The sequence below is a fragment of the Onishia taeanensis genome (assembly GCF_013349955.1).
Classification (GTDB): Bacteria; Pseudomonadota; Gammaproteobacteria; order Pseudomonadales; family Halomonadaceae; genus Onishia; species Onishia taeanensis_B.
In genome coordinates this window covers 1-22,583 of record NZ_JABVXC010000016.1, presented here as the reverse complement: position 1 = coordinate 22,583, position 22,583 = coordinate 1, and the positions used below count along the sequence as shown (strand labels likewise).

Below are 22,583 nucleotides of genomic sequence, written 5' to 3'. Positions count from 1 at the left end.
TCGTAGTGGAAAAAATGATCACATCAAGAATACTGGCACCACACCATGGCTCAGGCGACCAAGGGCCAACCTAAGCCATAGCAGTCACCGGTTACTTCTTCCCGCGACCACCTGCTGCATTACGGGCGCTTGCACTAGACGCTCTTGAGGCAAAAGAGCCTTTGGGCACAGTGCCTCCGTTCGATTTGGCAGTGTGGCTCTGGACACGTGAGGCAGCTGCAGGGGTCATGGGTGTCTTGCCTTTGGCCATGGTCATAATCTCCGTTGGTTAGTGAGCCAGCAGCAGAGAGAGCTCGCTGCGTGCTGGTACTGAGATGATCGCCTTAGAGGTGAACCGCTGGGAGGGGAGTCGAGGTGGGAATTTTTTACTGGCTGACATTCCATCAGCTTGAACGGTTCGTTGTCATAAACTGATGTTTGATGGTTCTCACACCTTGGAGAGATAACGTCGTGGCCGTCCGCGCCTGACCATCTGGTCCTTGTTCGTGCACGACAGCTGGACAAAGGTTTTCTTGGATGGTGAAAGAGCGCTCATGTAGTAGTCACTCTTGACCACATAACTGACCACCACCTCTTTCAATGCAGAAACTTTTTCATCCTCATAGTAGTTTATCTCACCAATGCCTAACCGCTTGTACCGATGCTTAATCCTATTGCAATTAAAGTACCTACCCTCTTCTCCCACCACGCCCTTACACCAATACTGCCCCACCTTCTTAGCGTAGTTAATGTCCTCTTGGTGCTCAGCTCCTTTCATGATGACTACTAGGTGAAAGTGAAATCCAGACAAGACGCCATATTCCAGCTTTCCAAAAACCTCCATGACATTCGGCACGACCTTCCCTTTCTTGAGACCTGTACTCAGTGCAGCCCAATGCTGCTTGACTGTCGCCAAATCCCTAGAGAAATCAGGCGATTCAATAAATAGCCCTTTCCTGTACCCTAGGTCGACTCTCAACACCAACAGCCTGGAGCGATGCTGAAAACACTTATCAATAATGGCTACTGCCTTCTTTCCCCGCTCCTGAGCTGATCTATCAACACGTTTCGCGAATGACTTGATAATAGGCCTGTCCAACTCACGCCTGAGGTCATCAACAACCCGATTCAAGGTCTCTACGGTTTGAGGCACACCTCCCTGCATTACGCCATACCTGACCACTTCTCTTAATTCACTCTCCCATTTCTTCACCACCTTATGATAAACACCAACAAAAGGGTTTTGGTCCACCACTGATAGCTGATGGCATCGAGGATCACACCCTCTTTTTAGTAGATTTCTAAATTCCTTACCATGAAGTGACTGGCATATTTTCAGCCTCCCCTTTCCCTCGATGACTTCGAAATGACTTTCTCGCTTTCTTGCCACACCTTTCACTAACGCCTCAACACGGCGCAGATGCTCAACGAAAAACTTATTATCACCTTCAAGCACCTCTTCCATTTCGCAGGGCAGAGTTTCATATAACGCATCATTTTTATCAGCTTCAATGATTCCTTCTGAATCATCGCCCGACTCCAGCTCCTTATCACCCCACCACTCTCCCGTCTCACTAGCTGATGTCACACCATTACCAGCTTCCCATTCAAAGTCCCACTCTTCATCAAAAGGGTAGTCGTTCTCACTGACTTCATACTTGTATTTCATACCCCATCCGCGCTCCTTATTCTCCACTAAAAAAACCTTCTTCAATATCTTCACTTATACACTTGAGTCTACCCCAACCATCACCACCCCAATAGCATATAACCCAATAATATTTATTAACCGGATTTCTCTATAACCCCATGACAACCGGAGCCAACCAGGCAAGTTCATGTAAGAATCATGATAAAAATAGCGCACCCTTATAGACCAACTCCAATACTTGTTGGCATAATACCTCCTCACACCGTAGGAGCATGCGAAATGAAAAGAAACCCGCTACCACCCACATATGCCCGGCAAGAAAAAACAGGAGGCGAGTATAACCAGCATCTAACACAAAGCGTCATGGTAGTTCCGGACCACTATCATGATTTTTCAGAAACCTCGCTCAGAGAGAAAATTGAAACTAGAAAACGCTTCCTTCAAGAAACCTATTCATTCATATCTGACCCCCAATTCACTTCGGGTGACGATTTACCTTTAGTCAACAGTGAAGAAAAGACGGAAGAGAAATTTCAAGCGGAATATCATGACTCCTTATCTAACATCAGAAATGGACAATCGGCCACAAAACGTCAAGAGGTCGTTAAGGGCGCCCTATGTGGAAATGTAGAGGCCGAGCTTCAGGACATTTTCTCAACCGCCTTCATGTGGGTAGTCTGCGCTGATCTCCTTGAAGAGGAAGGGTTAAATGAAAAGTCCTGGTCATGCTTGGTCGAGTTTGCTTCTTTGGAGCACCGTTTAGAGCTGTCATGCATGGCAGAACATGAGCGACGTGAGAAATCTATACACCAAAAAAATGGTGCCCAAGCTAATAGTCATCATGCCAATCTCAAAGAATATCTGATTGAATTTTTATATACAGAAGCTCCAGAAAACGGGTGGCGCGCAGTAAAAAAAGCAGCGCACACTCTTGCACCTCCCATTTGGCATAGGCATGAGAAAAGCGAACATCGTGCAGTTCATGAAACTTCCGAAAAAAAGATTGAGACATTGATAACAAACTGGATGAACAATGATAAAAGTGCTCATCAAGCCTTTGTAAGCAACAAGAACAGGCGAGGTTAAAGTTGATCACTCTGCCTTTCACAAAGCCATATATCGATGCTACCTTCGATCCATCCTACTGATCGTGCCCCTAACTTAACCGGCTTTGGGAAAGTTGGGTCATAGCGAGGCGAGTCAGAGTTTAGCATCTCATAGATCGATGACCGACTAATGCCAAGCTTCTCAATCAGATCCTTCATTCTCAGCACCCTAAGTCTAGAACTGTCCTTGGGGTGCTGTTGTGCCGTTTGCTGTGCCTGTTTCATGGTTCTCTCCGTAATCACTTGTCACCGACAATTGTAAATCCCTTACGCAGATACACCAGCACCAAGGTTGAGCTATTCAAAAAGTCATTCAAATCTCCCCTTCAGGCCAGGAATCATCAGCCATGGAAAAAAATATTTGACCTCCAATAAGAGCTCCCTCTGCTCTACAAGTCCTTTCCATCAGCCATCAGCGTCTGCTCACGACCGTCAATTGGACACGTCAAATGGCCGAATCAATCTCAGATGACCGATTGGGTAGATCCAAAGGGGCTGGCACCTGTCTTGGTTCAAGGTGCCGGCACACTATGAGGCTGTGCAGTCAATCTTGACGGGTAAGTTTCTGATAGCAGGGCTGCAGAATGCGTGAAGGTGCCGAAGAAGAGAGCATTCAGCCTTTGAGTTCAGAGAGGTCCTCTTGAAAAATGCTCATATAGAAGTGGTTACCCACTAGCGTCCAGAAAGATCCTAAACCTCTCATTACTATCTAATGGCATACTCCTAAAAGAATAGTAAAACTCATTATACCCCCTATGCTAAACCTGCTAAGTTAGCAACATTAGCAACCATGGAGGTGAACTATGAGCAGCGACACACAAAACTACTTTCCTCAACCTGAGGAGACCTTGACCCATGAGGAACTGAATGTTGAGGTGCCAACGGAGTGGCCACGTTTTCTTGAGGATTCACTGTTTGAGTCCACTACTACAGAGCTGGCGTACTCAATGGAAGTAAAAGAGGAAATGGCGAAGCTAGCCGTTCTTGGCGTAATGTCAACCGCTTGCCAAGGCCTATTCGATGTGGAATATCCGGACAGCAATATTAAAGTACCCATGTCGCTCATGACCTGCACTGTCGCAGGAAGCAGCGAGAGAAAAACGACTCTTAAAAAGTGGACGGATCAACCCATCACTGATTTTGAAATTGCCCTGGCGGAAAGAAGAAAACAACAGGCTTCTGAAGCTCACCGACTCTATAAAAACTGGAAAATTAAAATTAGCGCCTTGGAAAAGGCCCTATCTAAAGCGGTGACCAAAGGTTCAGAAAAAGAAAATATTATAAATATAGAATCACAGATCACCGAATTGCAGTCAGCAGAACCGACCACTCACAAGAACATAAGAATAATATATAAAAACGCAACTCCTGGCGCCTTAGCATTGAGCCTTTACGAAAATTTTCCTTATGCTTTCTTGAGCTCAAGCGAGTCTGGGAATTTACTAAATGGACCCACATTTCGTGACATGTATATATTCAACTCAATATATTCAGGATCCACGATCACCATTGACAGATCTAGCCAGCCGAGTTTTGTATTGCATGAACCAAGGTTGAGCATTTGCTTGATGCTGCAACCTGCAGCCATGGACCGATTCCTTGATAAAAAAGGGAGGGAAGCAAACGACAATGGCTTCTTATCGCGATTCTTGTTTATCAGACCTGAGGCAATGGCTGGGAATCGCACCAACGAGAGGCCTCCTATAGCCGAGCATGTGGAACAGAACTTTTACTCAAGGGTAAAAGAGCTTCTCTCAAAATCATTATCGTCTTTTGAAAATGGCGAAAGTCGTCAAGCCATAATGTTTACTTCGACGGCCAAAGTCCTCTGGAAAGCCCTTTTCAACTCTATTGAATGCCAAATAATAGAGGGTGGAATATACCACTACGCCAAGGAACACGCATCTAAATTAATGGAAAACATCACGCGTGTTGCAGGTATAATACACGCTTTTGAGGGTTACGAAGGAGACATCAGCTCCAACACACTAGAATACTCATACAAATTCTGCAGGAAGTGCTCTCAGCATTATCTTGAGCATCTGGCAGAGGAACCTGAAATAGTAACATTGACGAACCTTATGGTACAGGACATAGGCAGACTTGCAGAACCAACCTACTACGGTTACCGTTTCAAAAAATCCCTTTTCCAACAAAGAGGCAACAGTAAGCTAAGAAAAATTAAATCTCGAAAGTTGGCACTCGACACTCTGGAGAAGCTTGGCCACCTCAAAACTCCGAGCCATACTGGCGGAGATTACGAATTTAGAAACACAGTCTGGACGACTAACAAGCCAGAGATCAAGAATGGTGAAGAGATTACCATTTCAGAACTTCCTCTATGGAGAGATCAAGCTCTTGTCGAGGTGGATAATCGAGGTAGGTACTTTCCTGAGCGCATCATCACATCACCAGACTTAGGTTTTGTCTGAAAAGTCTGCACGCAAACAACGGTCTATGCAGGCCAGGCATACCATCGCCTTGAAACTGCTGGCGAGCTTGTCATAGCGCGTGCAGACACGGCGTAGTTCTTTGATCCAGCCGATGCAGCGCTCGATGACGTTCCTTTCCCGTTAGCGCGGCTTGTCAAATCCCCTGGACGCCCCCGGCCGTGGCTTTCGGTGCATCTTGCGTCTGGAAATGATCGGCTTCATCCGGTGGCGGTCGCAGTACCGGCGGAGGGAATCACTGTCGTAGCCTTTGTCCGCCACGATGTATCGGCAACGTTTACGTGGTCATCCCACTCGCCCAGGCAAATGGTCGTGCTCCATGGTGGGAATAAAGTGGCGGGTATCCGAATCCTGCCCCGGCGACACGGTGAACGTTAGTGGCCAGCCATGCCGATCGCAAAGCATGTGGATCTTGGTGGTCAGGCCGCCTCGGCTGCGCCCCAGCGCATTGTCTATGGGTTCTTTCGATCCCCCTTTTTGCCGGCTCCAGAGGCAGCCCGCCTGGCCCGGATCGAGGTGGAATCAACCATCCAGGTATCCAAATCCATCAGCCCATCTTCCCGTAACTTGAGATGTAGCCGATTCAGGATAGCCTCGCAGGTGCCATCGTCTCGCCACTGCCGGAACCGATCATAGACCGTCTTCCAATATCCATACCGTTCCGGGAGGTCGCGCCATTTAGCGCCTGAGCACAGGACCCAGAAGATCCCGTTCAGCACTTGGCGGTCATCTCGGCGAGGGCGGCCCATTGGTTGGTAGGGCGAGACGATGTCCTTAATCATTTCCCAGCTTTGATCGGAGAGCTCGTCGCGTCCTGCCATGCGGTCACCTATGCAGTTGCGGCATTGGCCACATTAGAAAATCCTACTTTTCGGACAAAGCCTAAAACATTTCATTAGCTAAGAGGCGATCCATGAAGCAGACCTTCCAAATCAACCCAAATAAATAATTTTTAGACCTATATCACTCCTGTGAGTTGAGTCCCTTCGAGCTCGTGTCATCAACACAGGAGACCTGACATGGCCCCACCCTGCTTACGCTGCGAGTCGCAGCGCGTCATCAACCTCGAGACTGCCCGCAAACTCGGGATCGCGGCCGGCGCAATGGCCGGTTCGCTTCAGGGCGCCTATGGGTCGCTCTACTCTCCCGGGAACCTGGTCTCTTCCAGACAATTTCCGCTCACTCGAGCCGCTGCCGCTATCGTCGCCGGCGCATCAGGTGGCATCGCTGGAGCTGCGGCTGGCGATCGCCTAGTCGTAAACCTGTTCCCTCCCGGAGAAGGCATCCCCTGGCTCTGTCTAGGGTGTGGCCACGCGTTCCGTGAGCTGGCCTGACCCAACACGACACATCCTCTTATCCCATCAGCCGGCACTCAGCCGGCTTTTTTTCGTCCAGGAGATTTCTCATGGCACATCAAATCGAGCACATGGCTTACGTCGGCGACACTCCCTGGCATGGGCTGGGCCAGCAGCTGTCTCGTCACCAGCCGCTGGAAGTCTGGCGACAGCAAGCCGGCATGGACTGGCACATCGATGAATCCCCGGTACGCTTCATTGCCGATGGAGCAGGCCACTTGGGCAGCACCCACTCCTTCCCGGAACAGAAAGTGCTCTACCGCTCCGATACCAAGGATCCGCTATCGGTGGTCTCCCAACGCTACAAGGTGGTGCAGCCGGAAGAGGTACTGGAGTTCTATCGCGATCTCACGGAATACGCGGGTTATGAGCTCGAGACCGCGGGTGTGCTCAAAGGTGGTCGCAAGTTCTGGGCGTTGGCCAAGAGTGGCCTGGGTGGGGCTCTGAAGGGTCAAGACCAGGTCAACGACTACCTGCTGTTGGCTACGTCCTGCGATGGATCTCTGGCCACCGTCGCTATGCCGACCTCGGTGCGGGTGGTATGCAACAACACCCTATCCATTGCCGTAGACGGTATGTCGCAAGGGGTGAAAGTACCGCACAGCACCGAGTTCCGTCCTCAGCTGGTCAAGCAGCAATTGGGGATCTCTGTCTCACAGTGGGACGACTTCATGTATCGCCTGAAAACGCTGGCCGAGCGCAAGGTCAGTCAGGAGGAAGCGAGAGCCTACTTCCAGGCAGTGATCTGCAATGCCGAAGCACCGCTGGAAGATCCGTCTCGGTTGCCCAACGTCCGGGCTCTTAATCGCGTCCAGAAGCTTTTCCAGGGTGAGGGGCGTGGCTCACAGCTATGCACGGCGCAAGGCACCGCGTGGGGTCTGCTTAACGCGGTGACCGAGTACGTGGACCATGAGAAACGCGCCCGTGGCAACGATTACCGTATGGATTCCGCATGGTTCGGCCAAGGGGCGAGCCTCAAGGACAAGGCCCTGGAGTCCGCCCTTGCACTAGTGGCGTGAAGCCACGTACTGCAAGAGCAGTATATAGGGGGCTGCCGGCTGGCAGCCCCTGATCGAATTTTCTAACCACGCCTAGGGAATAAAATGTATGCATACGACGTGATTGCACTGCTCGTCCACGGCAGACCTCTCTGAACAGCAATCTCACCTTGGTACGGGTGATCAGTAGCTGCATTCGGGGCAACTTGTGACGTAAACGTAATCACTGGTACTGGTTCACCCATCAGGGCGATCAAGCCGTTCACAAAGCTGGTCCATCAGGCTAATGACCCAGTCGCGATCCGAAGGCCTCAGCCTCTCCAACTGGTCTCGAATCCGCCGCGCTTGATCGTCTGCAAGAGGACTAATGTCACGCAGCAGGTCGGCTGCCTCACAGCCAAAAAGGGAAGCCAGCTCAAACAAGCGAGAAATGTTTGGGGTCACCAGCCCTCGCTCCATACGGGACACCGCTTCCATACCGATCCCCAGCCGCTCGGCTACTTGCTCTTGGGTCAGCCCGCACCGCAGCCGATGCCTCGCGATGGCTCTGCCGATGCGCTCTGATGGAGTACCTTGCCTTGCTTCGCTCATGCCGCCCTCCCAGTCAACCTAAATGGTTGGGCGACAACCCATTTGACTGAAGGGCTCATAAGGTTGAATATCAACCTTAAGAGTTGACACTTAAGCAAAATGCCCCTTCCACGAGATAGGAGACTCAGTGTTGAAACGACAGAAACTGCTTACTGCGATGGTGCTCGGCACACTGACAGCCACCGCCATGGCCGGTACTTACGAATGGACCGAAGGCTATGGTATGGGAGTCTTCGAATACAGTGTCGATGACGGAAATGGGAACAGGCTTCACATCTCATGCCCTAGATACGATGGCTATATTAGTGCCTCAGCTACTATCCAGGGAAAAATGTATGACTCTGAAGGGGCTAGAAACGAACAGTTTGATGTCATTGTTGACGGGGAATCTTACTCCAATCCCTTCAACACTGAATGTAGAGTATGCTCAGCAAATTTCGAGTCATTCTGGGAGAAATTCCGAAACGCCAACAACCTGATAATAAAGACTAATGTCAGTGCTCACCGGTTCCCTACAAACAAGCTAAGTGACATCAGCCACCCACTTCAAAGTGACTTAAACCCTTGCCACACCGCTTGGTAAAAAATAATCAATAAAATATACGGAAGCGTAAAATGTTGCGCATAGGCAAGAGCTAAAAACATGAAGCCGGCGGAGAAAGAAGCTGAGGCAATCGTGACTGGCATGACAACCAAGTCCTTATACTCATTATTCTCCTGCCTCCGATGGCTATCTATCTTTGAGTTTTACTTCAACCAGAGTCGCAGCTCATGAATTCTCTCATAAAAGCATTTAATGTCTTCATTGCTTTTGGGCTTTCTGCTGAAGTCCATGCCAATGAGTGGTGGTATATCGACACCCCAACTCGTCTTACAGCGGAAGCCCCAGACGCCGTTCCCTGCCAAATAGTGAGTGAGGGCGGCCTATACTTGGACTGTAGGGTAGAGGGCTTACCCAGCCAAGAGACAGTTCTTTACCGAACTGATCAGGAAAATGGAATCTTCACTAAAGCGGAGGCCAACAACACCATCGCTACTCACCAAGGGAATGGCATCTACCAAGAGAGTGGCAATTTCATTGGTAAGTTGCCGACTGGAACAGACTACTGGGGACATATCAATAAATCTCTCATCCGCATCACGAAGGATTACTACCTCCACCCTGAGCCAGAAACCAACCGGGCCTTTGCCTACCGATATGGTACTGGACCACTAGCTGATGATTTTGAACTCCCCTATATCGAGAATGACCAAGATGCCTTCTACAACTACTCTCCTAATGAGCGAGCCAAGGCTGAAGTACCGAAGAAGGATGAAGAGCCATATACACCTCCGCCGGAAGGTACCTACCGCGTCCTAAGCTGCTACGACACTTGTCGCATAGAGCTAAGTGAAAATGAAGTCGTCGAAGTTGACTTCTATGACCTCCCAGACTATATCCCCTTGAGTCAGCCAGGCGAAACAATGCAATGTGGAGGAACCTTCTGTCGAGATGCGGAAGGCCATATTACGGCCCTAAATCGAGCTTCATTTAGCTACACCCAGATAGCCCATAAAGCAGAAGTGAAGGATGGCTATTATTGGGTGGATTGCACTCCATCATTGCGTAACTGTGCGTTAGCTGTGGAAAAAGGTGGAATGATAACGATCAACAAAAGAGATCTCCCAGAGCACCTCCCCATGGTATCGGATAGTTATGAATGCGAAGAGGCGCTCTGCTACGAGAACGGATATCGCTTCGATGACCAACGCGTTGTCGGGCTGAATCCAGATTTCTTCCATGATTGAAGCATATGCCGCTCCCAATGATGACAATCAGCACTCTTCCCCTGCTGCTCCACCGATATCGAGCACCTTATAGCTGACCGAACCCTGTTCGATATTTATATTGAGCTTGGATTGTCATTATTCTCCACTCAAGCACCGATCATTACAGGTCGAAATAATCAACGATAAAGCGCCCGGCCCCAAGGCCGGGCGCTTTATTTTGGAGGAATCGATAATGCCAACAGCCCTTTCACTGGAACTGTGCTATTCGCTGACGAAGCTCACCCGTCAACTGCTAGAAGCCGGCAAACACACGGCCGAGACCCACGTGCTGTCCCAGGGCCGCGTCTATCGCGTGGCCCTAACCCTCGAGCCGGTGCCTATCGACCAACTCCCTGACGTCATCCAACGCTATCGCTAACGGAGGCCATCATGGCAACGCCCATTCACCCCAAGACCGTCAACAAAGCACCGGTTACCCAAGCCACCCCAGACAGCACGGCGATCATCCAGGTGATCGAGCGGGCCGCTCTCAACCCAGAGGTCGACATCGACAAGATGGAGCGCCTACTGCAGATGCAGGAACGCGTGCTCGATCGTCAGGCGCTGATGGCCTATAGCGCTGCCATGGCTGCCATGCAGACCGAGGTGCCGAGTATCGCCGAGCGTGGCAAGGCCAACAACGGTAACTACGCCACTCTGGAGGACATCGTCGATACCGTACGGCCGATCATGAAGAAGCACGGCTTCGCGATGAGCTTCCGCATTCAGACCCAGGAATGCGGCATTCAGGTGACCGGCGTGCTGATGCACCAAGACGGTCATCGTGAAGAAACCAGCATGCTGTTGCCGGCCGATACCAGCGGCAGCAAAAATGCCGTCCAGGCCTTCGGCTCCTCCACCAGCTACGGCAAGCGCTACGTACTCTCTGCCCTGCTCAACATCACCACCCGCGGCCAGGACGACAACGGACACAGCGCCGCTCCGGTGAAGCTGGTCACGCCCTTCCAGGCGGGTCAGATCAAGCAGCTGATCACCATCTGTCCTCCCGCCACCCAGGAATGGTTCGTCGGCAAGTACGGCGAGGCCGAGCAGGTACCGCGCGGCGACTTCGACAGACTTCGAGCCTCTCTGCAAAAGCGGGCACAGCCCAACCGCCAACATCACTGATCGGCTGGCGAGGGCCCTCCCCTCGCGGCTTATGCCGTGTCATCGAGAAGGAGATCATTATGCAGATCCTGACACTGGACCAGGGCACGCCCGAGTGGCATGCCGCAAGGCTCGGCATCGTCACCATGTCCGAGCTGAAGACTCTGCTGGTCAAGGGCAAGGGGCCGAACGGCTTCGGAGCCGGTGCACTGAGCTACATGCACCAGTTGATTGGCGAACGCATCACCGGCGAGCCCTCTGATGCCTTCCAAGGCAATACCCACACTCAGCGGGGACACGAGTTGGAGCCGGTGGCCCGCGAGCTCTACCAAGAAGCCACAGGATTACCGCGTCTTGAGCAGGTCGGCATCATCCTTAATCACGGGGTGGGGTATTCGCCAGACTGTCTGGTGGATGGCCACGGCCTGGTGGAGATCAAGACCAAGCTGCCCAAGTACCAGATCGAGCTTCTGCTGGCCGATGAGCTGCCCCAGGAGCACCTGGCGCAGTGCCAGGGCGGTCTGTGGGTCAGCGAGCGGGAATGGATCGACTTCGTCAGCTACTGGCCGGGCATGCCTCTGTTCGTGAAGCGGGCCTACCGGGACGAGACGATGATCCGCAACATCGCCGAGCGCGTCGAGGCTTTCCACGAGGAGCTGGAGCGCCGGATGGCCATGGTCATGGCGGCCTGAGGAAGGAGACACCATGAACCACCGCAAGCTGAGTGCCGGCGAGACCGCCGGCACCTATCGCATCACCGACACGGTGACTGAATCGGAGCTCTTCAGCATCGCCAAGGCCTTTGCTCGTCGTCGGCTGGCCAGGGGACGCAAGATTACCAAGCCCGCGCTGGCATTCGAGCACCTGCAGCTGCTATTGCAGGAGTATGAGCACGAGATATTCAGTGCCCTATTCCTCGACTGCCAGCATCGGGTGATCTGCTTCGAGGAGCTTTTCCGCGGCACCATCGACTCGGCGAGCGTTTACCCGCGTGAAGTAGTCAAACAGGCCCTAGCTTGGAATGCTGCTGCGGTGATCCTGGTTCACAACCACCCCTCTGGCGATCCCGAGCCCAGCGATGCAGACCGACGCATCACGCAACGGCTCACGGAAGCCTTGGGCCTGGTGGAAATCCGCATCATCGATCACATCGTGGTTGGGACAGAAGGTTGCTCATCCTTTGCAGAGCTTGGGTACCTCTGAACGTCAACCAACCCACAACGCCGGCGCTGCCTTCAGGGGCGACGCCGGCTTATCGAGCTACTTCTTTTTTTGGTGAACATTGGCAGCTACCGGCCAAAAGCGGACGTTTGTTCATTGCGTCCATGGGGCTGTGTGCATGGTATTGATGTGAATGAGAGCCAGCGCCGGTGGTCATTTCCTAACTCTTAGGTAGCACTGAAAGCGGCCCCTCGCTCTTGGTTCGCAACGAGGAGGCCGAGATGAATGCTTGCGCCCCATAGGATTGAGTGCAAGGCCGCTCAAACGGCCAAGATGATTGATCTCTATTGACAAAGCCAGAATCCACTTTATCATAATGGCGCGCTCCTCAGCTCTCGCGCGCGATCATACCTCCAGCGCTTCTCGGGTATGTGTCTGATCTCATTGATATTCATATTGGTGTGTAGGACAGGTAAGTGAAGAGGGGGGATGCGCACTATCTTTTCGCAGTCTTCCTATAAATACTTTCCAATCTAAGTTGTTGACAGAGCTTCTGCCTGATTAAGCCTTTTTTTCTCCAGCATTTATTGTAGATGACTTTCTCGTCCAGTCTGATATAGACCACGCAATCTCCTTTGTCAGAGAAGTGCACGTTGCGATACACCGCAAGAACCTTTCTATTTACAGTAATTTTTTCTCCCACTAACTCAACTGCGTCTGGAAGAGTTTGAATCTGGTGTGGTGTCTTGGAAAGTAGCTCCTTTGCATGCGGCAGAGCTATCAAGCTGTCGCGAATGTGAGATTGAGCTCGCGTGACTCTTGTTAGGTGTCGCCAGGCATAATTCGTGATGGCGACTTTTCCTAGGCAGCAATTGATTTCTCCCTTTGTTTTTTTAAATTTTGTTCTAGCCCAGTGGCGTGCCTCAGTTGTGGTTGTGACCGAGGGTACCGTAAAGCTACCTGCCCTAGTGATGGGTAGACGTTGCTTGTTCAGCAGTCGCTCTATTTCAAATCTTGATGCTGGGGTGAGAAGATGGTTTTCTGACACAGAGAGTGTCTCAACCGGAGTTTTTTTGTCTACAAGCTTCCAATATATTTTTATTTCCGGGTCGAGGCGAACCCAGATCAAGATAACTGGCTGATTCGTTGCTTTCCACTTTTTTAGATGTGCCTGATCAATGTTTTGTAATCGCCAGCGATTTTTTGTTGGTGTCCAGCGACCAAAGCTTGGCCCAGTTTTTACTTGCACTGCCACTTGAGTGTAAGACGGGCTAGGGAAGTCTGTCGAGTACTTTAATTGAAGATCGAGAGCGCCCATGCCCTCGCCTCGCATTGTCTCTCGGGCCGTCTCCCCATTAAATATCAGAGACAAGGCACTTGCGGCCATACTCTCTCCGGCGTTTCCTTGGTCAAATTCAAGAACATTCATGGAGTTCGTTCCGATTAAAAATAGCTGGTGGATGCAGTTTCTGATTACAACACAGTCAATGTGTCAATGATGGAGCTTGATGGTCTGCGCCCTCGGTTCGCTCATCATTTCAATGGGACACTTGAAGTCAAAGCGCTTTCTCGGACGCATGTTAAGCTCAAGCGCGACCTCATCTAGTTCTTGCTGGCTATAGACCGATAGGTCCGTCCCTTTGGGCAAGTAATGCCGTATGAGCCCATTGATATTTTCGTTGGCTCCTCTTTGCCACGGGCTATGCGGGTCACAAAATTAGATGGCAACACCTGTATTCTGGGTGATCTGGGCGTGCTACATCATCTCGCGCCCTTGGTCATATGTCATGCCCTCCCGAGCAGCCAACGGCATATACGGTTCAGCGCAGCGCTAAAGTCTTCCAGGGCAGAGGTGGCGATCGCATAGGGCATCTTTGCCAAAATCAGGTAGCCGCTTTTCAACTCGACGATGGTGCCGACAACCGATGCATTGCCCTCGCCTTTGATCAGGTCGCCTTCCCAGTACCCGGGGAATTCACGTTTTTCCACCTCGGGAGGACGGAGGTAAATACTGACCATATCAGGGATCTGGTTGCGCCGGTCAACTTGCCGCAAGCTCTTTTCGTAGCTCGCCGACGGGCAACGCATAGATAGCGCTGTAGATCGTTTCACGGCATACGTAGGAGTCTCGGAGGTCAGGGATATTCATATGCTTGAGCTTGCCGCTGATCTGCTCGGGGGCAAGCGTTGACGCAGCATGTGCTGAATCAAGGCGACCCGAGGGCTTTCAGGAAGCAGCTTGCGCCTTGGCCGACAAACTGTCCGGCGATCCTGGCAACGCTGTTGCGCGTGTGGGGTAGACCTGGATCGTCGCCCGTTCTTCGATACAGAATTCAGAATATGACATGGGTACAACACCTTACCGATTCGGTCAGGCGTTGCACTCAGAATTTTCGGCCAAGCGCTTTGAGATTGAGCCGAAAAACAAAGACCCTATGGCGTTTCCTCCAGATACTCGCGCGCAGGCCGTCTTTCAAGCCAAACACTCAGTCCCGGCGCATCTGCCATGGCATTTACAAGAGCTGTTGCTGCTTCAGCCCTCCACGCCAAGTTTCCCGGTTCCTGAAAGCTCCTACGCAGTTCCCTGACCGTCACTAGAGCTTCTTCAGCCCATGCCCGGAACTCATCTAGCCCCCAATAAGCGACCCTCATGAGATGTGGCTGCGCTCCAGGCATGGCCTTCTTGGCTGGTGTCACAAGCACAGGCTGAATAATTCGTGCATCTACGGCATCCGTCACATGATCTCGGATCCAATCCGGGTGTGAAGCCGCCTGTCGCGCCTTAGTCGCGTCAATTACGGCTGTGCTTGGGTTAGCATTGGCATGATCCTCAAAAACGATAACCACATCACTAACTTGCCACCATGGATCGGGGGAAGCATCAGTCTCGCGCTTGCCCGCCACAAAACCGAGATGTTCGCCTAGCAGCACCTGCGCCTGCTCAAATGAGGCACCATCCTGGAGACCGTCACGAATCTTCTTCTCTTTCGCCGAAAACGCGCGGTTATGAACCGTACCTAGCTTCTGTAGGTAGGCCTCAAGACGCTCGACCTGTAGCTGGATAACTGTATCATCTTGTTCATCGGCTGTTGGCGGTTCATCGCGCCCATGCGCCAGTTCGACGAGCCAAGGAATACCCGCTGCCGCGTCTTTCGCCTTTTTGAACTGCTCTCTTGCCTGCACACCTAAGTCGGCATATTTTTGTGCGGATGCAAGTTCGGCTGCACTCCCTGCAAGGTAATGCCATAGTGCTCGATAACCCCGAAGCTCACTATTGTTTAGCCCACCAAGCACTTCACGAGCAGACTCATATGCTTTCGGGTAGTCCTGCCCCCACATTGCCTGCTGCCAGACTATTTCATGCTTCACGATTGAGGATAACTCACCCATTGCGGGAAAAGGCTCCTGAACTGCGTTGCCCCTTGCTTCTAGAATAATTTCATTTGCCTCCTCCCACTCTGACTCATGCTCAAGGAATATTTCGAAGTTTTCCTTGATGGTTTCCGCGCTGACTTCGCTCGACTGCTCCACCCCAAACTCAAGCTCAGCTTGCAATTCAGGATGGAAATGCTTCCGTCTGCGTCGATCCGTTAGGTAGGCTGGAAGATCCTCCCCCGTGACCACAACCGCTGAGTAATCATTGAGGCCTCGAGTACACCTGCCGACCGCTTGGAGCACACGGGTTTGAACCCTTTCATTAAATAGAAGATTGGCTCCCATTCGAGTCATGAGGAACCGCTCCTGAAGGTTAGTTGCTCTCGGCAAACCTTCGACAAACAACAGACGACAGTCGTGATTCGGAAAGTCGATTCCATCGTAGCGGTTAGCTATCACTGCTACCGCACCTTCTTTATCTACAAAACCTGAACGGCTAGACTCAAGGTCTTCCGCAGTGAAAACTGGGAATTTCAACATAGAGCCTACATCTTCTCGAATATTCTCTGCAGCCTCATTGGTTGGTGTTAACACGAGGCTTCGACCTGCTTTTCTCATTAGAGAACGACGTAAATCTAGGGTTTCATCCTCTGCCAAAGATCTTTCTGGAAAGATGAAAAATCGACGACCTATCCCTTGGCGATCCCACCCTTCAGGAATAGGTAAGCGAGTGATATTTGTGCGGCCTGTGAGTCGCTCTAGGTCTCCGCCTACCCCCAAAGTGGCGGACATAAAAATTCTCTGCTTTGCCCCTGAGAACGGACGGTGCGTCCATGTCGGAGGTATTAGTGGCCTAATCATCACTTCTGAACATGTGACATACAACTGGCAAGCGGCAAGATTATCCTCAAGCATGCTCCACGCGTAACGCTGATCGCTTTCACGTATATTCTGAGATATAACTGACTGCAGTTCTTGGGCGATTTCTGCCAACTTATAGCTTGGGATCTTATCGACCCATGTCATATCCTCAAAGCCACCTCTCTCCCCAATCATGCGGGCATAGCTGACCTCTGACAACTTCCCCTTAAGAACTCCAGCGACAGCATAGAACAAACCCTCATCTTCACCAGAACGACGAATATTAACCGTCCACTGGCTCGCAATATAATTCTCCGACGCATGAGCATCGTCGACGATAACAATATCCGGATCCTCAAAAAACGGGTTGGTATTGAACAAGCTGCTGTAGGTAGTAACCCCCACCTTGTTTCCATCTAAGTAGGCAGCTTTCGCACTTGGTGTGTAGTTCTTTACAGAGCCAGTAAAAGCCTGAACAGACAATCCATACTTATCGTCCGCTTCGTCAGCCACTTGACTCACAAGCTGTCTGGTAGGACAAAGATAGACTACGCGCTCGCCGTACTTTCTCCGTCGCCATTCAGCGAGCAAAAGCCCAACGAGAGTTTTTCCACTACCAGTTGGCAACTGAAGAGCTACGTCTGATGCGCCTAGCGCTTCGGTTACGTATGTTCGGAGAACCTGTCCTTGGTGATCATATAGGCTTGGGTGCTTGCGGCGAGGAAGATCTCGAAATAGCCGATCCGGACTCTCAGGGACAGGAACGTGTGCGGAAGGTTTTTTAAACGCCATAAATCCTCATCATAGCTAATATTAAAGATCTACCCCAAGGTATTCCAAGCGCTGACAGCGGCGTGTTCGGCTCAGTTGTAGTGTAATGCAAAGAATTTTAAAAATATAAATCATCAAGTGTTCATGGTGGCCCACACACAACAAAATCAGATGCTGACCATCTGCTCTGACATGACCACTGTGGGTCGGTAGGAGACTTCACTCGAACCGTCCGCCTACCTTATCGGCATCGAACATCAATCGCTCACTGGTCGGCTGCTGATAACTCCAAGCAACGTGAGCGTTTTTGTCGAGGGAGTAGCAATCGGTATCGCCCTTCAACGGGCAGTGGGTCACCGTGGGATCTGCAACCAAGGTGTCGACGGCATAGATGGGTACCCGGCACGAATGCGGGAACAGGTTGATACGTGGCACCCTTGAAGAGTCGGACATAGCGCAGTTCCTTTGCGTCATACCTTATATACGACCCAGCGTACCAGCTTGACACCGGCTGTCACCTGCTATTGGCAAGTTTTCATCTACGCGATTGTTAAGAATCGACAGGGTTGGGCCATCACCTGCTCTGCTGCTGGATGGCCTTCCCAGCAAGCCACAGCAGCGTGGCGACGGTGATTAGGTCCCCGCTCGCCATATCACGAAGGCGCGCCGCATGGGGCTTACGGGAAAAGATATCGCCATGGTTCAGAAAACCACCACGCTACCCGAATGAGCTATCTCGTTCACCCGACACAAGAAAGCATAGTGCTCCGTGCACATGGATCGTCCCAAGAAACACCTCTTTCAAATCCTGGATCGCAAGTAGATCGGAGTGGTTGGCCACATGGGCCACCTACCTGAAAGCCTTGTCGTTGTTCTGGCTAAGGTGCCTGATGTTTAGCTGCCGATCAGCCTGTGCCAGGCTCGGGACCGTCAGTGACAGCTGTGGCATTGGAAAAGGAAAGCGATGGGAGGGTGCTGCAAAGGGACGTACTGTCCAACAGTGTCCTGGGAAGGCCAGTGAAAGCCAGGCACAAAGTATGGGCTGAAGTATGGTCTGCGATGGCATAGAAAAAGAAAAAGCCGCTGAAATCAGCGGCTTATCTATATTCGGTGGCGGAGGGGGAGGGATTCGAACCCTCGAAGCCTTTCGACTTACACACTTTCCAGGCGTGCTCCTTCGACCACTCGGACACCCCTCCGCAATTTTTAGCTCTGCCGTGGGGGCTGCGCCTTCCGCGTCAGAACGGCGCATACTTTATCGAGATCAGGCGGCGATTGCAAGCCGGTCGCGAAATTTTCCCAATATCTTCAGGGCAATACCGCATAGTCGCCGCGAGCGGTAAGGCACAGGGTGTCGCCACAGTAGAGCTCTTGCACCAGCGCGATGCGCCCCTTGCCACGGCTGGCGAGGCGCTCGGCCAGGGCCGCCTGCCCTGCCGGGTCTTCGGGGCGGCACAGGATGCGGTAGTCGCCGCTCACCGGCGCCTTGAAGCGCTGGCTTGCATCAGCGACCACCACGTTTTGCTCGCGGCCCCGGGAGCGCAGCCAGAGCGTGACCCAGCTCCAGCCGATCAGGGTGGTCTGGGCGGCCAGCGAGCCGCCAAAGCCGGTGCCCTTGTCGTTGAGGTTGGGGGCAAGCGACAGCGACCACACCAGGGTGTCGTCCTGCCAGTGCATATCCTCAATGCCCAACTGCGGCACCAGCGGAATGGCGGCCTCTAGCCAGTGCCGAAAGGCGCTCAGGTCATCGCCCTGCCCTGCCGCAGGCAGCGCCAAGCGCGGATGCGGCACACCCACCTCACGCACGGCTCAGTTCCAGCGCTCGACGAAGTCGGCCGGGTCGCGCTCCGGCAGCGGCTTGTGGCGCCCGCCCATCTGCCCCAGGTACAGGAAAGCCACCAGCTCGTCGTGCTCGCCAAGGCCCAGGCCCTTCTTCACCGTGGGGTCGAAGGCGTAGTGGCCGGTGCGCCACATCGCGCCTAACCCCAGCGCCTGGGCCGCTAGCAGCATGCCATGGGCGGCGCAGCCGGCAGAAAGCGACTGCTCGAGGGGCGGCACCTTGGGCTGGTCGGGGGTGATCTTGGCGACCACGGCGATGATCATCGGCGCCCGCAGCGGTTTCTTGCGCGCGGCGTTCAGGGCGGCATCGTCGATATGCGGGTTGTTGTGGAACTCGGCCTCGGCGAATAGCTCGCCTAGGCGGGTAAGCCCCTCACCCGAGAACTCGATAAACCGCCACGGTGTGAGCTCCTTGTGATCCGGTGCGCGCAGGGCGGCGCGATAGATGGCATCCAGTTGGTCGGCGTCGGGGGCCGGGCTGCACAACTTGCCCATGGAGCTGCGTTCATGCAGCAGCGTCATTGCATCCATCCGGGTCTCCTTGCAGCAATGGGGTGGCGGGCCGTTTAAAGCGTGAAGCCCGCCTGAAAGCGTCTAGCGTGACTGTACGCCAGATGGCTATTGGCGCGCCAGACGCAGCGGCTCGGGTGGGCGCTCGCCGGGCGTTGCCCGCCAGGGGCTGATATCCAGCCCGCCACGACGCACGTAGCGGGCCAGCACCAGGAGCCGCTCGGGGCGGGCGCGGGCCATCAGGTCGGTGAAGATATGCTCGACGCAGTGCTCGTGGAAGTCCTGGTGCTGCCGATAGGACACCAGGTACTTCAGCAGCCCCTCGCGATCGAGTCGCGGGCCGCGATAGCGAATCAGCACGCTGCCCCAATCGGGCTGACCGGTGACCGGACAGTTGGACTTGAGCAGGTGCGAGTGCAGGGTTTCCTCAACGACCTCTTCACCCACGCTGAGCAGCGCGGGATCGGGCGTATAGGCCTCGATTTCGACATCGAGATCGTCGATGCAGTCGCCGGGCAGGCGCTGGGTGGCCAGGGCCTGATTGTCGACGCCGAAGAGCTCGACCGAGACCGGCGCGCCGGCAGCGGCAGCAAGGTCCTGTTCCAGCGTGGCACTTACCTCCGCGCGGGAGGCGAAGCGCGTCTGGTTGTAGCTGTTCAGGTACAGCTTCCAGGACTTCGACTCGATCAGATTCGGCGAGTCGGCGGGCAGCCGAAAACGGGCCACCGCGACCACCGGCTTGCCACGCGGCGTCAGCCAGGAGACCTCGAAGGCGTGCCATTCATCTTCGCCGACGAACGGCAGGGCATCATTGGCGATGCCCAGCGGCGCCCGGTTGGCGGCCCGGGGAATGGGATACAGCAGCGCCGGATCATAGTGTTCCGGGTAAGCCGACTCGCGCCCCAGCGGGGCCTCGGCAAGCGTTTCTGGACGGTCGTGAGTCATGATCAGCCCCTGATGCCCTTGCCGCGCTCCAGCATCCACAACGCGACGGCAAACAGCACGGTAATGAAGGCGGCGATGGCGGCCAGCGCCCAGCCCACCGGAATGTCGGAGACACCCAGGAAGCCGTAACGGAACACATTGACCATGTAGAGGATGGGGTTAAGCATCGACACGCCCTGCCAGAAGTCAGGCAGCAGCGAAATCGAATAGAAGACCCCGCCCAGGTAGGTCAACGGCGTCAGAATGAAGGTCGGTACGATGGAGATATCATCGAACTTCTTGCCGAGCAGCGCGTTGATGAAACCACCGGTGGCGAACAGTGCCGCCGTCAGTACCACCACTCCGATCGTCAGCAGCGGGTGCGCCACCTCGATGCGGGTGAAGAGCAGCGACACCCCGGTAACGATGATGCCCACGCCCAGGCCGCGCGCCATGCCGCCGAGCACGAAGCCCGCCAGGATCACCCAGTTGGGCATCGGCGAGACCATCATCTCCTCGATCGAGCGCTGAAACTTGTTCGAGAAAAAGCTCGAGGCCACGTTGGAGTAGCTGTTGGTGATCACCGCCATCATGATCAGGCCGGGTACGATGAAGTCCATGTAGTCGTAGCCGTCCATCGGCCCGATCCGCGAGCCGATCAGGTTGCCGAAAATGATGAAGTACATGGTCATGGTGATGGACGGCGGCAGCAGCGTCTGCGGCCAGATACGGGTAAAGCGACGCACTTCCTTGCCGACCAGGGTCCATAGCGCCACGGCTATCTGCATGGGATTCATTTCGCGGCCTCCGCGTTGGACTCTTCCACCATCGAGACAAACATTTCTTCCAGCCGGTTGGCCCGGTTGCGCATCGACACCACGGTCAGCCCCAGATCGGAAAGCTGGCTGAACAGGTCGTTGAGGCGCTGGCCGCGCTTGACCGACACCGCCAGTTGGCTTGAGTCGACTTTCTCGATCTGGAAGTCATCGAGGCTCGGCACCTCGCTTACCTGCTCGGCCAGGTCGAGCAGGAAGGTCTCGGTATTCAGCTGGCCGAGCAGCTCACGCACGCTGGTGTTCTTGACGATCTCGCCGTGATTGATGATCGCAATGTTGCGACACAGGCTCTCGGCTTCCTCGAGATAGTGGGTAGTGAGGATGATCGTAGTGCCCTCCTCGCGGTTGATGCGGCGCATGTAGTCCCACATCGAACGGCGCAGCTCGATGTCGACCCCGGCGGTGGGCTCATCGAGGATCAACAGCTTGGGGCGGTGAATCAGGGCGCGGGCGATCATCAGGCGGCGTTTCATGCCACCGGAGAGTGCGCGTGCGCTGCCATCGCGCTTATCCCAGAGTCCCAGATCCTTGAGCAGCTCCGCGGCGCGGGGCTTGGCCTCGCGATGCGACATGCCGTAGTAACCGGCCTGGGCGAGAATGATGTCCTCGACCTTCTCGAACTGGTTGAAGTTGAACTCCTGTGGCACCACGCCGAGGTTGTTCTTAGCGCGCGCGAAGTCCTTGTCGATATCGATGCCGAACACCGACACCTTGCCGGCGGTTTTTTGCACCAGCGAGCAGACCACCCCGAGGGTAGTGGACTTGCCGGCCCCGTTGGGGCCCAGTAACGCGAAGAAGTCACCCTGCTGGACATCGAGATCGATGCCTTTCAAGGCATGAAAGCCGTTGCCGTAAACCTTGGTCAGGCCACGGATGGACAGCGCCGGTTCAGCCATCAGGACACCTGTGAGATGGTTAAAAAATTAGGACACTAAGGATAGGGGCGAGTGCTCAGAATTCAATGCCGAGTACGGAACTGAAACGCAGACACGCGAAAAAGCACGGAAAAAACGAACGACGGGCTTGCGACAGACGTTGAGCCGGGGCTGGCTAGAGAATGACGACTGAGCGAAGCAAAAGGGGGAGACGATTGGAGCGGAAAAGGAGATTCGAACTCCCGACCCTCGCCTTGGCAAGGCGATGCTCTACCACTGAGCTATTTCCGCTTATCATCGTACGTTGTGAAGTGGCGTCCCATAGGGGGTTCGAACCCCTGTCACTGCCGTGAAAGGGCAGTGTCCTGGACCACTAGACGAATGG

At 53.6% G+C, this 22,583-nt stretch carries 20 protein-coding genes, 2 tRNA genes and 2 pseudogenes; 8 read left to right on the top strand and 16 right to left on the bottom strand.

The window, feature by feature from the left end; all coding sequences use genetic code 11:
* Nucleotides 1-427: 427 nt before the first annotated feature.
* Nucleotides 428-1,702, bottom strand: coding sequence for a hypothetical protein (locus HUS66_RS15770; protein WP_175072153.1), 1,275 nt, complete (start codon nt 1,700-1,702; stop codon nt 428-430).
* A 207-nt stretch (nt 1,703-1,909) separates the two neighbouring features.
* Between HUS66_RS15770 and HUS66_RS15765 the strand changes: the two genes are divergently transcribed.
* A complete protein-coding gene (locus HUS66_RS15765; RefSeq protein ID WP_175072152.1) occupies nt 1,910-2,716 on the top strand; it encodes a hypothetical protein in 807 nt (268 codons plus the stop codon).
* Here the strand turns inward: HUS66_RS15765 and HUS66_RS18150 are convergent.
* Entirely contained in the window at nt 2,713-2,895 is a 183-nt protein-coding gene (locus HUS66_RS18150) for a helix-turn-helix transcriptional regulator (protein ID WP_254628868.1), read from the bottom strand. The two genes, HUS66_RS15765 and HUS66_RS18150, sit on opposite strands and share 4 nt — an antisense overlap.
* A gap of 644 nt (nt 2,896-3,539) precedes the next feature.
* Here HUS66_RS18150 and HUS66_RS15755 point away from each other — a divergent pair.
* The gene (locus tag HUS66_RS15755; protein ID WP_175072150.1) at nt 3,540-5,168 is read left to right on the top strand and encodes a YfjI family protein; all 1,629 of its coding nucleotides are present in this window, start codon (nt 3,540-3,542) and stop codon (nt 5,166-5,168) included.
* Here the strand turns inward: HUS66_RS15755 and HUS66_RS15750 are convergent.
* Nucleotides 5,154-6,007 (bottom strand): annotated as a pseudogene (locus HUS66_RS15750) (IS5 family transposase). The gene HUS66_RS15755 and the pseudogene HUS66_RS15750 overlap by 15 nt on opposite strands.
* A gap of 584 nt (nt 6,008-6,591) precedes the next feature.
* Between HUS66_RS15750 and HUS66_RS15745 the strand changes: the two are divergent.
* Entirely contained in the window at nt 6,592-7,560 is a 969-nt protein-coding gene (locus HUS66_RS15745; RefSeq protein ID WP_175072149.1) for a DUF932 domain-containing protein, read from the top strand.
* A 216-nt stretch (nt 7,561-7,776) separates the two neighbouring features.
* Here HUS66_RS15745 and HUS66_RS15740 read toward each other — a convergent pair whose 3' ends face one another.
* Together HUS66_RS15740 and HUS66_RS15735 are read right to left on the bottom strand one after the other, a co-directional pair.
* Nucleotides 7,777-8,130, bottom strand: coding sequence for a helix-turn-helix domain-containing protein (locus HUS66_RS15740; RefSeq protein ID WP_175072148.1), 354 nt, complete (start codon nt 8,128-8,130; stop codon nt 7,777-7,779).
* A 546-nt stretch (nt 8,131-8,676) separates the two neighbouring features.
* Complete coding sequence (locus HUS66_RS15735; RefSeq protein WP_175072147.1) at nt 8,677-8,817, bottom strand: hypothetical protein; 141 nt, start codon at nt 8,815-8,817, stop codon at nt 8,677-8,679.
* Between the two features lie 84 nt (nt 8,818-8,901).
* Between HUS66_RS15735 and HUS66_RS15730 the strand changes: the two genes are divergently transcribed.
* The 5 genes from HUS66_RS15730 to radC all read left to right on the top strand — a co-directional run bounded on the left by HUS66_RS15730 (nt 8,902) and on the right by radC (nt 12,249).
* Nucleotides 8,902-9,918 carry a hypothetical protein gene (locus HUS66_RS15730; RefSeq protein WP_175072146.1) on the top strand — a complete coding sequence of 339 codons (1,017 nt, stop codon included), beginning with the start codon at nt 8,902-8,904 and terminating at the stop codon, nt 9,916-9,918.
* Nucleotides 9,919-10,132: 214 nt separating this feature from the next.
* Nucleotides 10,133-10,318, top strand: a complete 186-nt coding sequence (locus tag HUS66_RS15725) for a hypothetical protein (RefSeq protein ID WP_175072145.1) — start codon at nt 10,133-10,135, stop codon at nt 10,316-10,318.
* Between the two features lie 11 nt (nt 10,319-10,329).
* On the top strand, nt 10,330-11,067 hold the full coding sequence (locus tag HUS66_RS15720) for an ERF family protein (protein ID WP_175072144.1): 738 nt from the start codon (nt 10,330-10,332) through the stop codon (nt 11,065-11,067).
* Nucleotides 11,068-11,126: 59 nt separating this feature from the next.
* Nucleotides 11,127-11,738 (top strand): lambda exonuclease family protein, encoded by a 612-nt coding sequence (locus HUS66_RS15715; protein WP_175072143.1) that lies wholly within the window; start codon nt 11,127-11,129, stop codon nt 11,736-11,738.
* Between the two features lie 13 nt (nt 11,739-11,751).
* Nucleotides 11,752-12,249, top strand: a complete 498-nt coding sequence (radC, locus tag HUS66_RS15710; RefSeq protein WP_175072142.1) for a RadC family protein — start codon at nt 11,752-11,754, stop codon at nt 12,247-12,249.
* Between the two features lie 454 nt (nt 12,250-12,703).
* Here radC and HUS66_RS15705 read toward each other — a convergent pair whose 3' ends face one another.
* The 11 genes and pseudogenes from HUS66_RS15705 to HUS66_RS15655 all read right to left on the bottom strand — a co-directional run bounded on the left by HUS66_RS15705 (nt 12,704) and on the right by HUS66_RS15655 (nt 22,489).
* The gene (locus tag HUS66_RS15705; protein WP_175072141.1) at nt 12,704-13,636 is read right to left on the bottom strand and encodes a DUF4365 domain-containing protein; all 933 of its coding nucleotides are present in this window, start codon (nt 13,634-13,636) and stop codon (nt 12,704-12,706) included.
* Between the two features lie 63 nt (nt 13,637-13,699).
* Nucleotides 13,700-14,595, bottom strand: a pseudogene (locus HUS66_RS15700) (IS30 family transposase).
* Between the two features lie 45 nt (nt 14,596-14,640).
* Nucleotides 14,641-17,235: a DEAD/DEAH box helicase gene (locus HUS66_RS15695; protein WP_175072140.1), complete on the bottom strand. Its 2,595-nt coding sequence runs from the start codon at nt 17,233-17,235 to the stop codon at nt 14,641-14,643.
* A gap of 198 nt (nt 17,236-17,433) precedes the next feature.
* Nucleotides 17,434-17,667 (bottom strand): DUF427 domain-containing protein, encoded by a 234-nt coding sequence (locus HUS66_RS15690; RefSeq protein ID WP_175072139.1) that lies wholly within the window; start codon nt 17,665-17,667, stop codon nt 17,434-17,436.
* Nucleotides 17,668-18,325: 658 nt separating this feature from the next.
* Nucleotides 18,326-18,413: transfer RNA gene (locus HUS66_RS15685), tRNA-Ser, on the bottom strand.
* A 109-nt stretch (nt 18,414-18,522) separates the two neighbouring features.
* Entirely contained in the window at nt 18,523-19,020 is a 498-nt protein-coding gene (locus tag HUS66_RS15680) for a YiiD C-terminal domain-containing protein (protein ID WP_175072138.1), read from the bottom strand.
* A 3-nt stretch (nt 19,021-19,023) separates the two neighbouring features.
* Nucleotides 19,024-19,584 (bottom strand): nitroreductase family protein, encoded by a 561-nt coding sequence (locus HUS66_RS15675; protein ID WP_175072137.1) that lies wholly within the window; start codon nt 19,582-19,584, stop codon nt 19,024-19,026.
* An 87-nt stretch (nt 19,585-19,671) separates the two neighbouring features.
* Entirely contained in the window at nt 19,672-20,508 is an 837-nt protein-coding gene (queF, locus tag HUS66_RS15670; RefSeq protein WP_175072136.1) for an NADPH-dependent 7-cyano-7-deazaguanine reductase QueF, read from the bottom strand.
* Between the two features lie 2 nt (nt 20,509-20,510).
* The gene (locus HUS66_RS15665) at nt 20,511-21,284 is read right to left on the bottom strand and encodes an ABC transporter permease (protein ID WP_175072135.1); all 774 of its coding nucleotides are present in this window, start codon (nt 21,282-21,284) and stop codon (nt 20,511-20,513) included.
* Nucleotides 21,281-22,219 (bottom strand): ABC transporter ATP-binding protein, encoded by a 939-nt coding sequence (locus tag HUS66_RS15660; protein ID WP_175072134.1) that lies wholly within the window; start codon nt 22,217-22,219, stop codon nt 21,281-21,283. Before HUS66_RS15660 ends, HUS66_RS15665 begins: the two co-directional genes overlap by 4 nt.
* 195 nt (nt 22,220-22,414) lie before the next feature.
* A tRNA-Gly gene (locus tag HUS66_RS15655) sits at nt 22,415-22,489 on the bottom strand.
* Between the last annotated feature and the right edge of the window lie 94 nt (nt 22,490-22,583).

Bases quoted from the DNA above. Each gene is read 5' to 3' on its own strand.
- HUS66_RS15765 (WP_175072152.1), top strand. From the start codon at position 1,910: ATGAAAAGAAACCCGCTACCACCCACATATGCCCGGCAAGAAAAAACA.
- HUS66_RS18150 (WP_254628868.1), bottom strand. From the start codon at position 2,895: ATGAAGGATCTGATTGAGAAGCTTGGCATTAGTCGGTCATCGATCTAT.
- HUS66_RS15755 (WP_175072150.1), top strand. From the start codon at position 3,540: ATGAGCAGCGACACACAAAACTACTTTCCTCAACCTGAGGAGACCTTG.
- HUS66_RS15745 (WP_175072149.1), top strand. From the start codon at position 6,592: ATGGCACATCAAATCGAGCACATGGCTTACGTCGGCGACACTCCCTGG.
- HUS66_RS15740 (WP_175072148.1), bottom strand. From the start codon at position 8,130: ATGAGCGAAGCAAGGCAAGGTACTCCATCAGAGCGCATCGGCAGAGCC.
- HUS66_RS15735 (WP_175072147.1), bottom strand. From the start codon at position 8,817: ATGCCAGTCACGATTGCCTCAGCTTCTTTCTCCGCCGGCTTCATGTTT.
- HUS66_RS15730 (WP_175072146.1), top strand. From the start codon at position 8,902: ATGAATTCTCTCATAAAAGCATTTAATGTCTTCATTGCTTTTGGGCTT.
- HUS66_RS15725 (WP_175072145.1), top strand. From the start codon at position 10,133: ATGCCAACAGCCCTTTCACTGGAACTGTGCTATTCGCTGACGAAGCTC.
- HUS66_RS15720 (WP_175072144.1), top strand. From the start codon at position 10,330: ATGGCAACGCCCATTCACCCCAAGACCGTCAACAAAGCACCGGTTACC.
- HUS66_RS15715 (WP_175072143.1), top strand. From the start codon at position 11,127: ATGCAGATCCTGACACTGGACCAGGGCACGCCCGAGTGGCATGCCGCA.
- radC (WP_175072142.1), top strand. From the start codon at position 11,752: ATGAACCACCGCAAGCTGAGTGCCGGCGAGACCGCCGGCACCTATCGC.
- HUS66_RS15705 (WP_175072141.1), bottom strand. From the start codon at position 13,636: ATGAATGTTCTTGAATTTGACCAAGGAAACGCCGGAGAGAGTATGGCC.
- HUS66_RS15695 (WP_175072140.1), bottom strand. From the start codon at position 17,235: ATGGCGTTTAAAAAACCTTCCGCACACGTTCCTGTCCCTGAGAGTCCG.
- HUS66_RS15690 (WP_175072139.1), bottom strand. From the start codon at position 17,667: ATGTCCGACTCTTCAAGGGTGCCACGTATCAACCTGTTCCCGCATTCG.
- HUS66_RS15675 (WP_175072137.1), bottom strand. From the start codon at position 19,584: ATGGATGCAATGACGCTGCTGCATGAACGCAGCTCCATGGGCAAGTTG.
- queF (WP_175072136.1), bottom strand. From the start codon at position 20,508: ATGACTCACGACCGTCCAGAAACGCTTGCCGAGGCCCCGCTGGGGCGC.
- HUS66_RS15665 (WP_175072135.1), bottom strand. From the start codon at position 21,284: ATGAATCCCATGCAGATAGCCGTGGCGCTATGGACCCTGGTCGGCAAG.
- HUS66_RS15660 (WP_175072134.1), bottom strand. From the start codon at position 22,219: ATGGCTGAACCGGCGCTGTCCATCCGTGGCCTGACCAAGGTTTACGGC.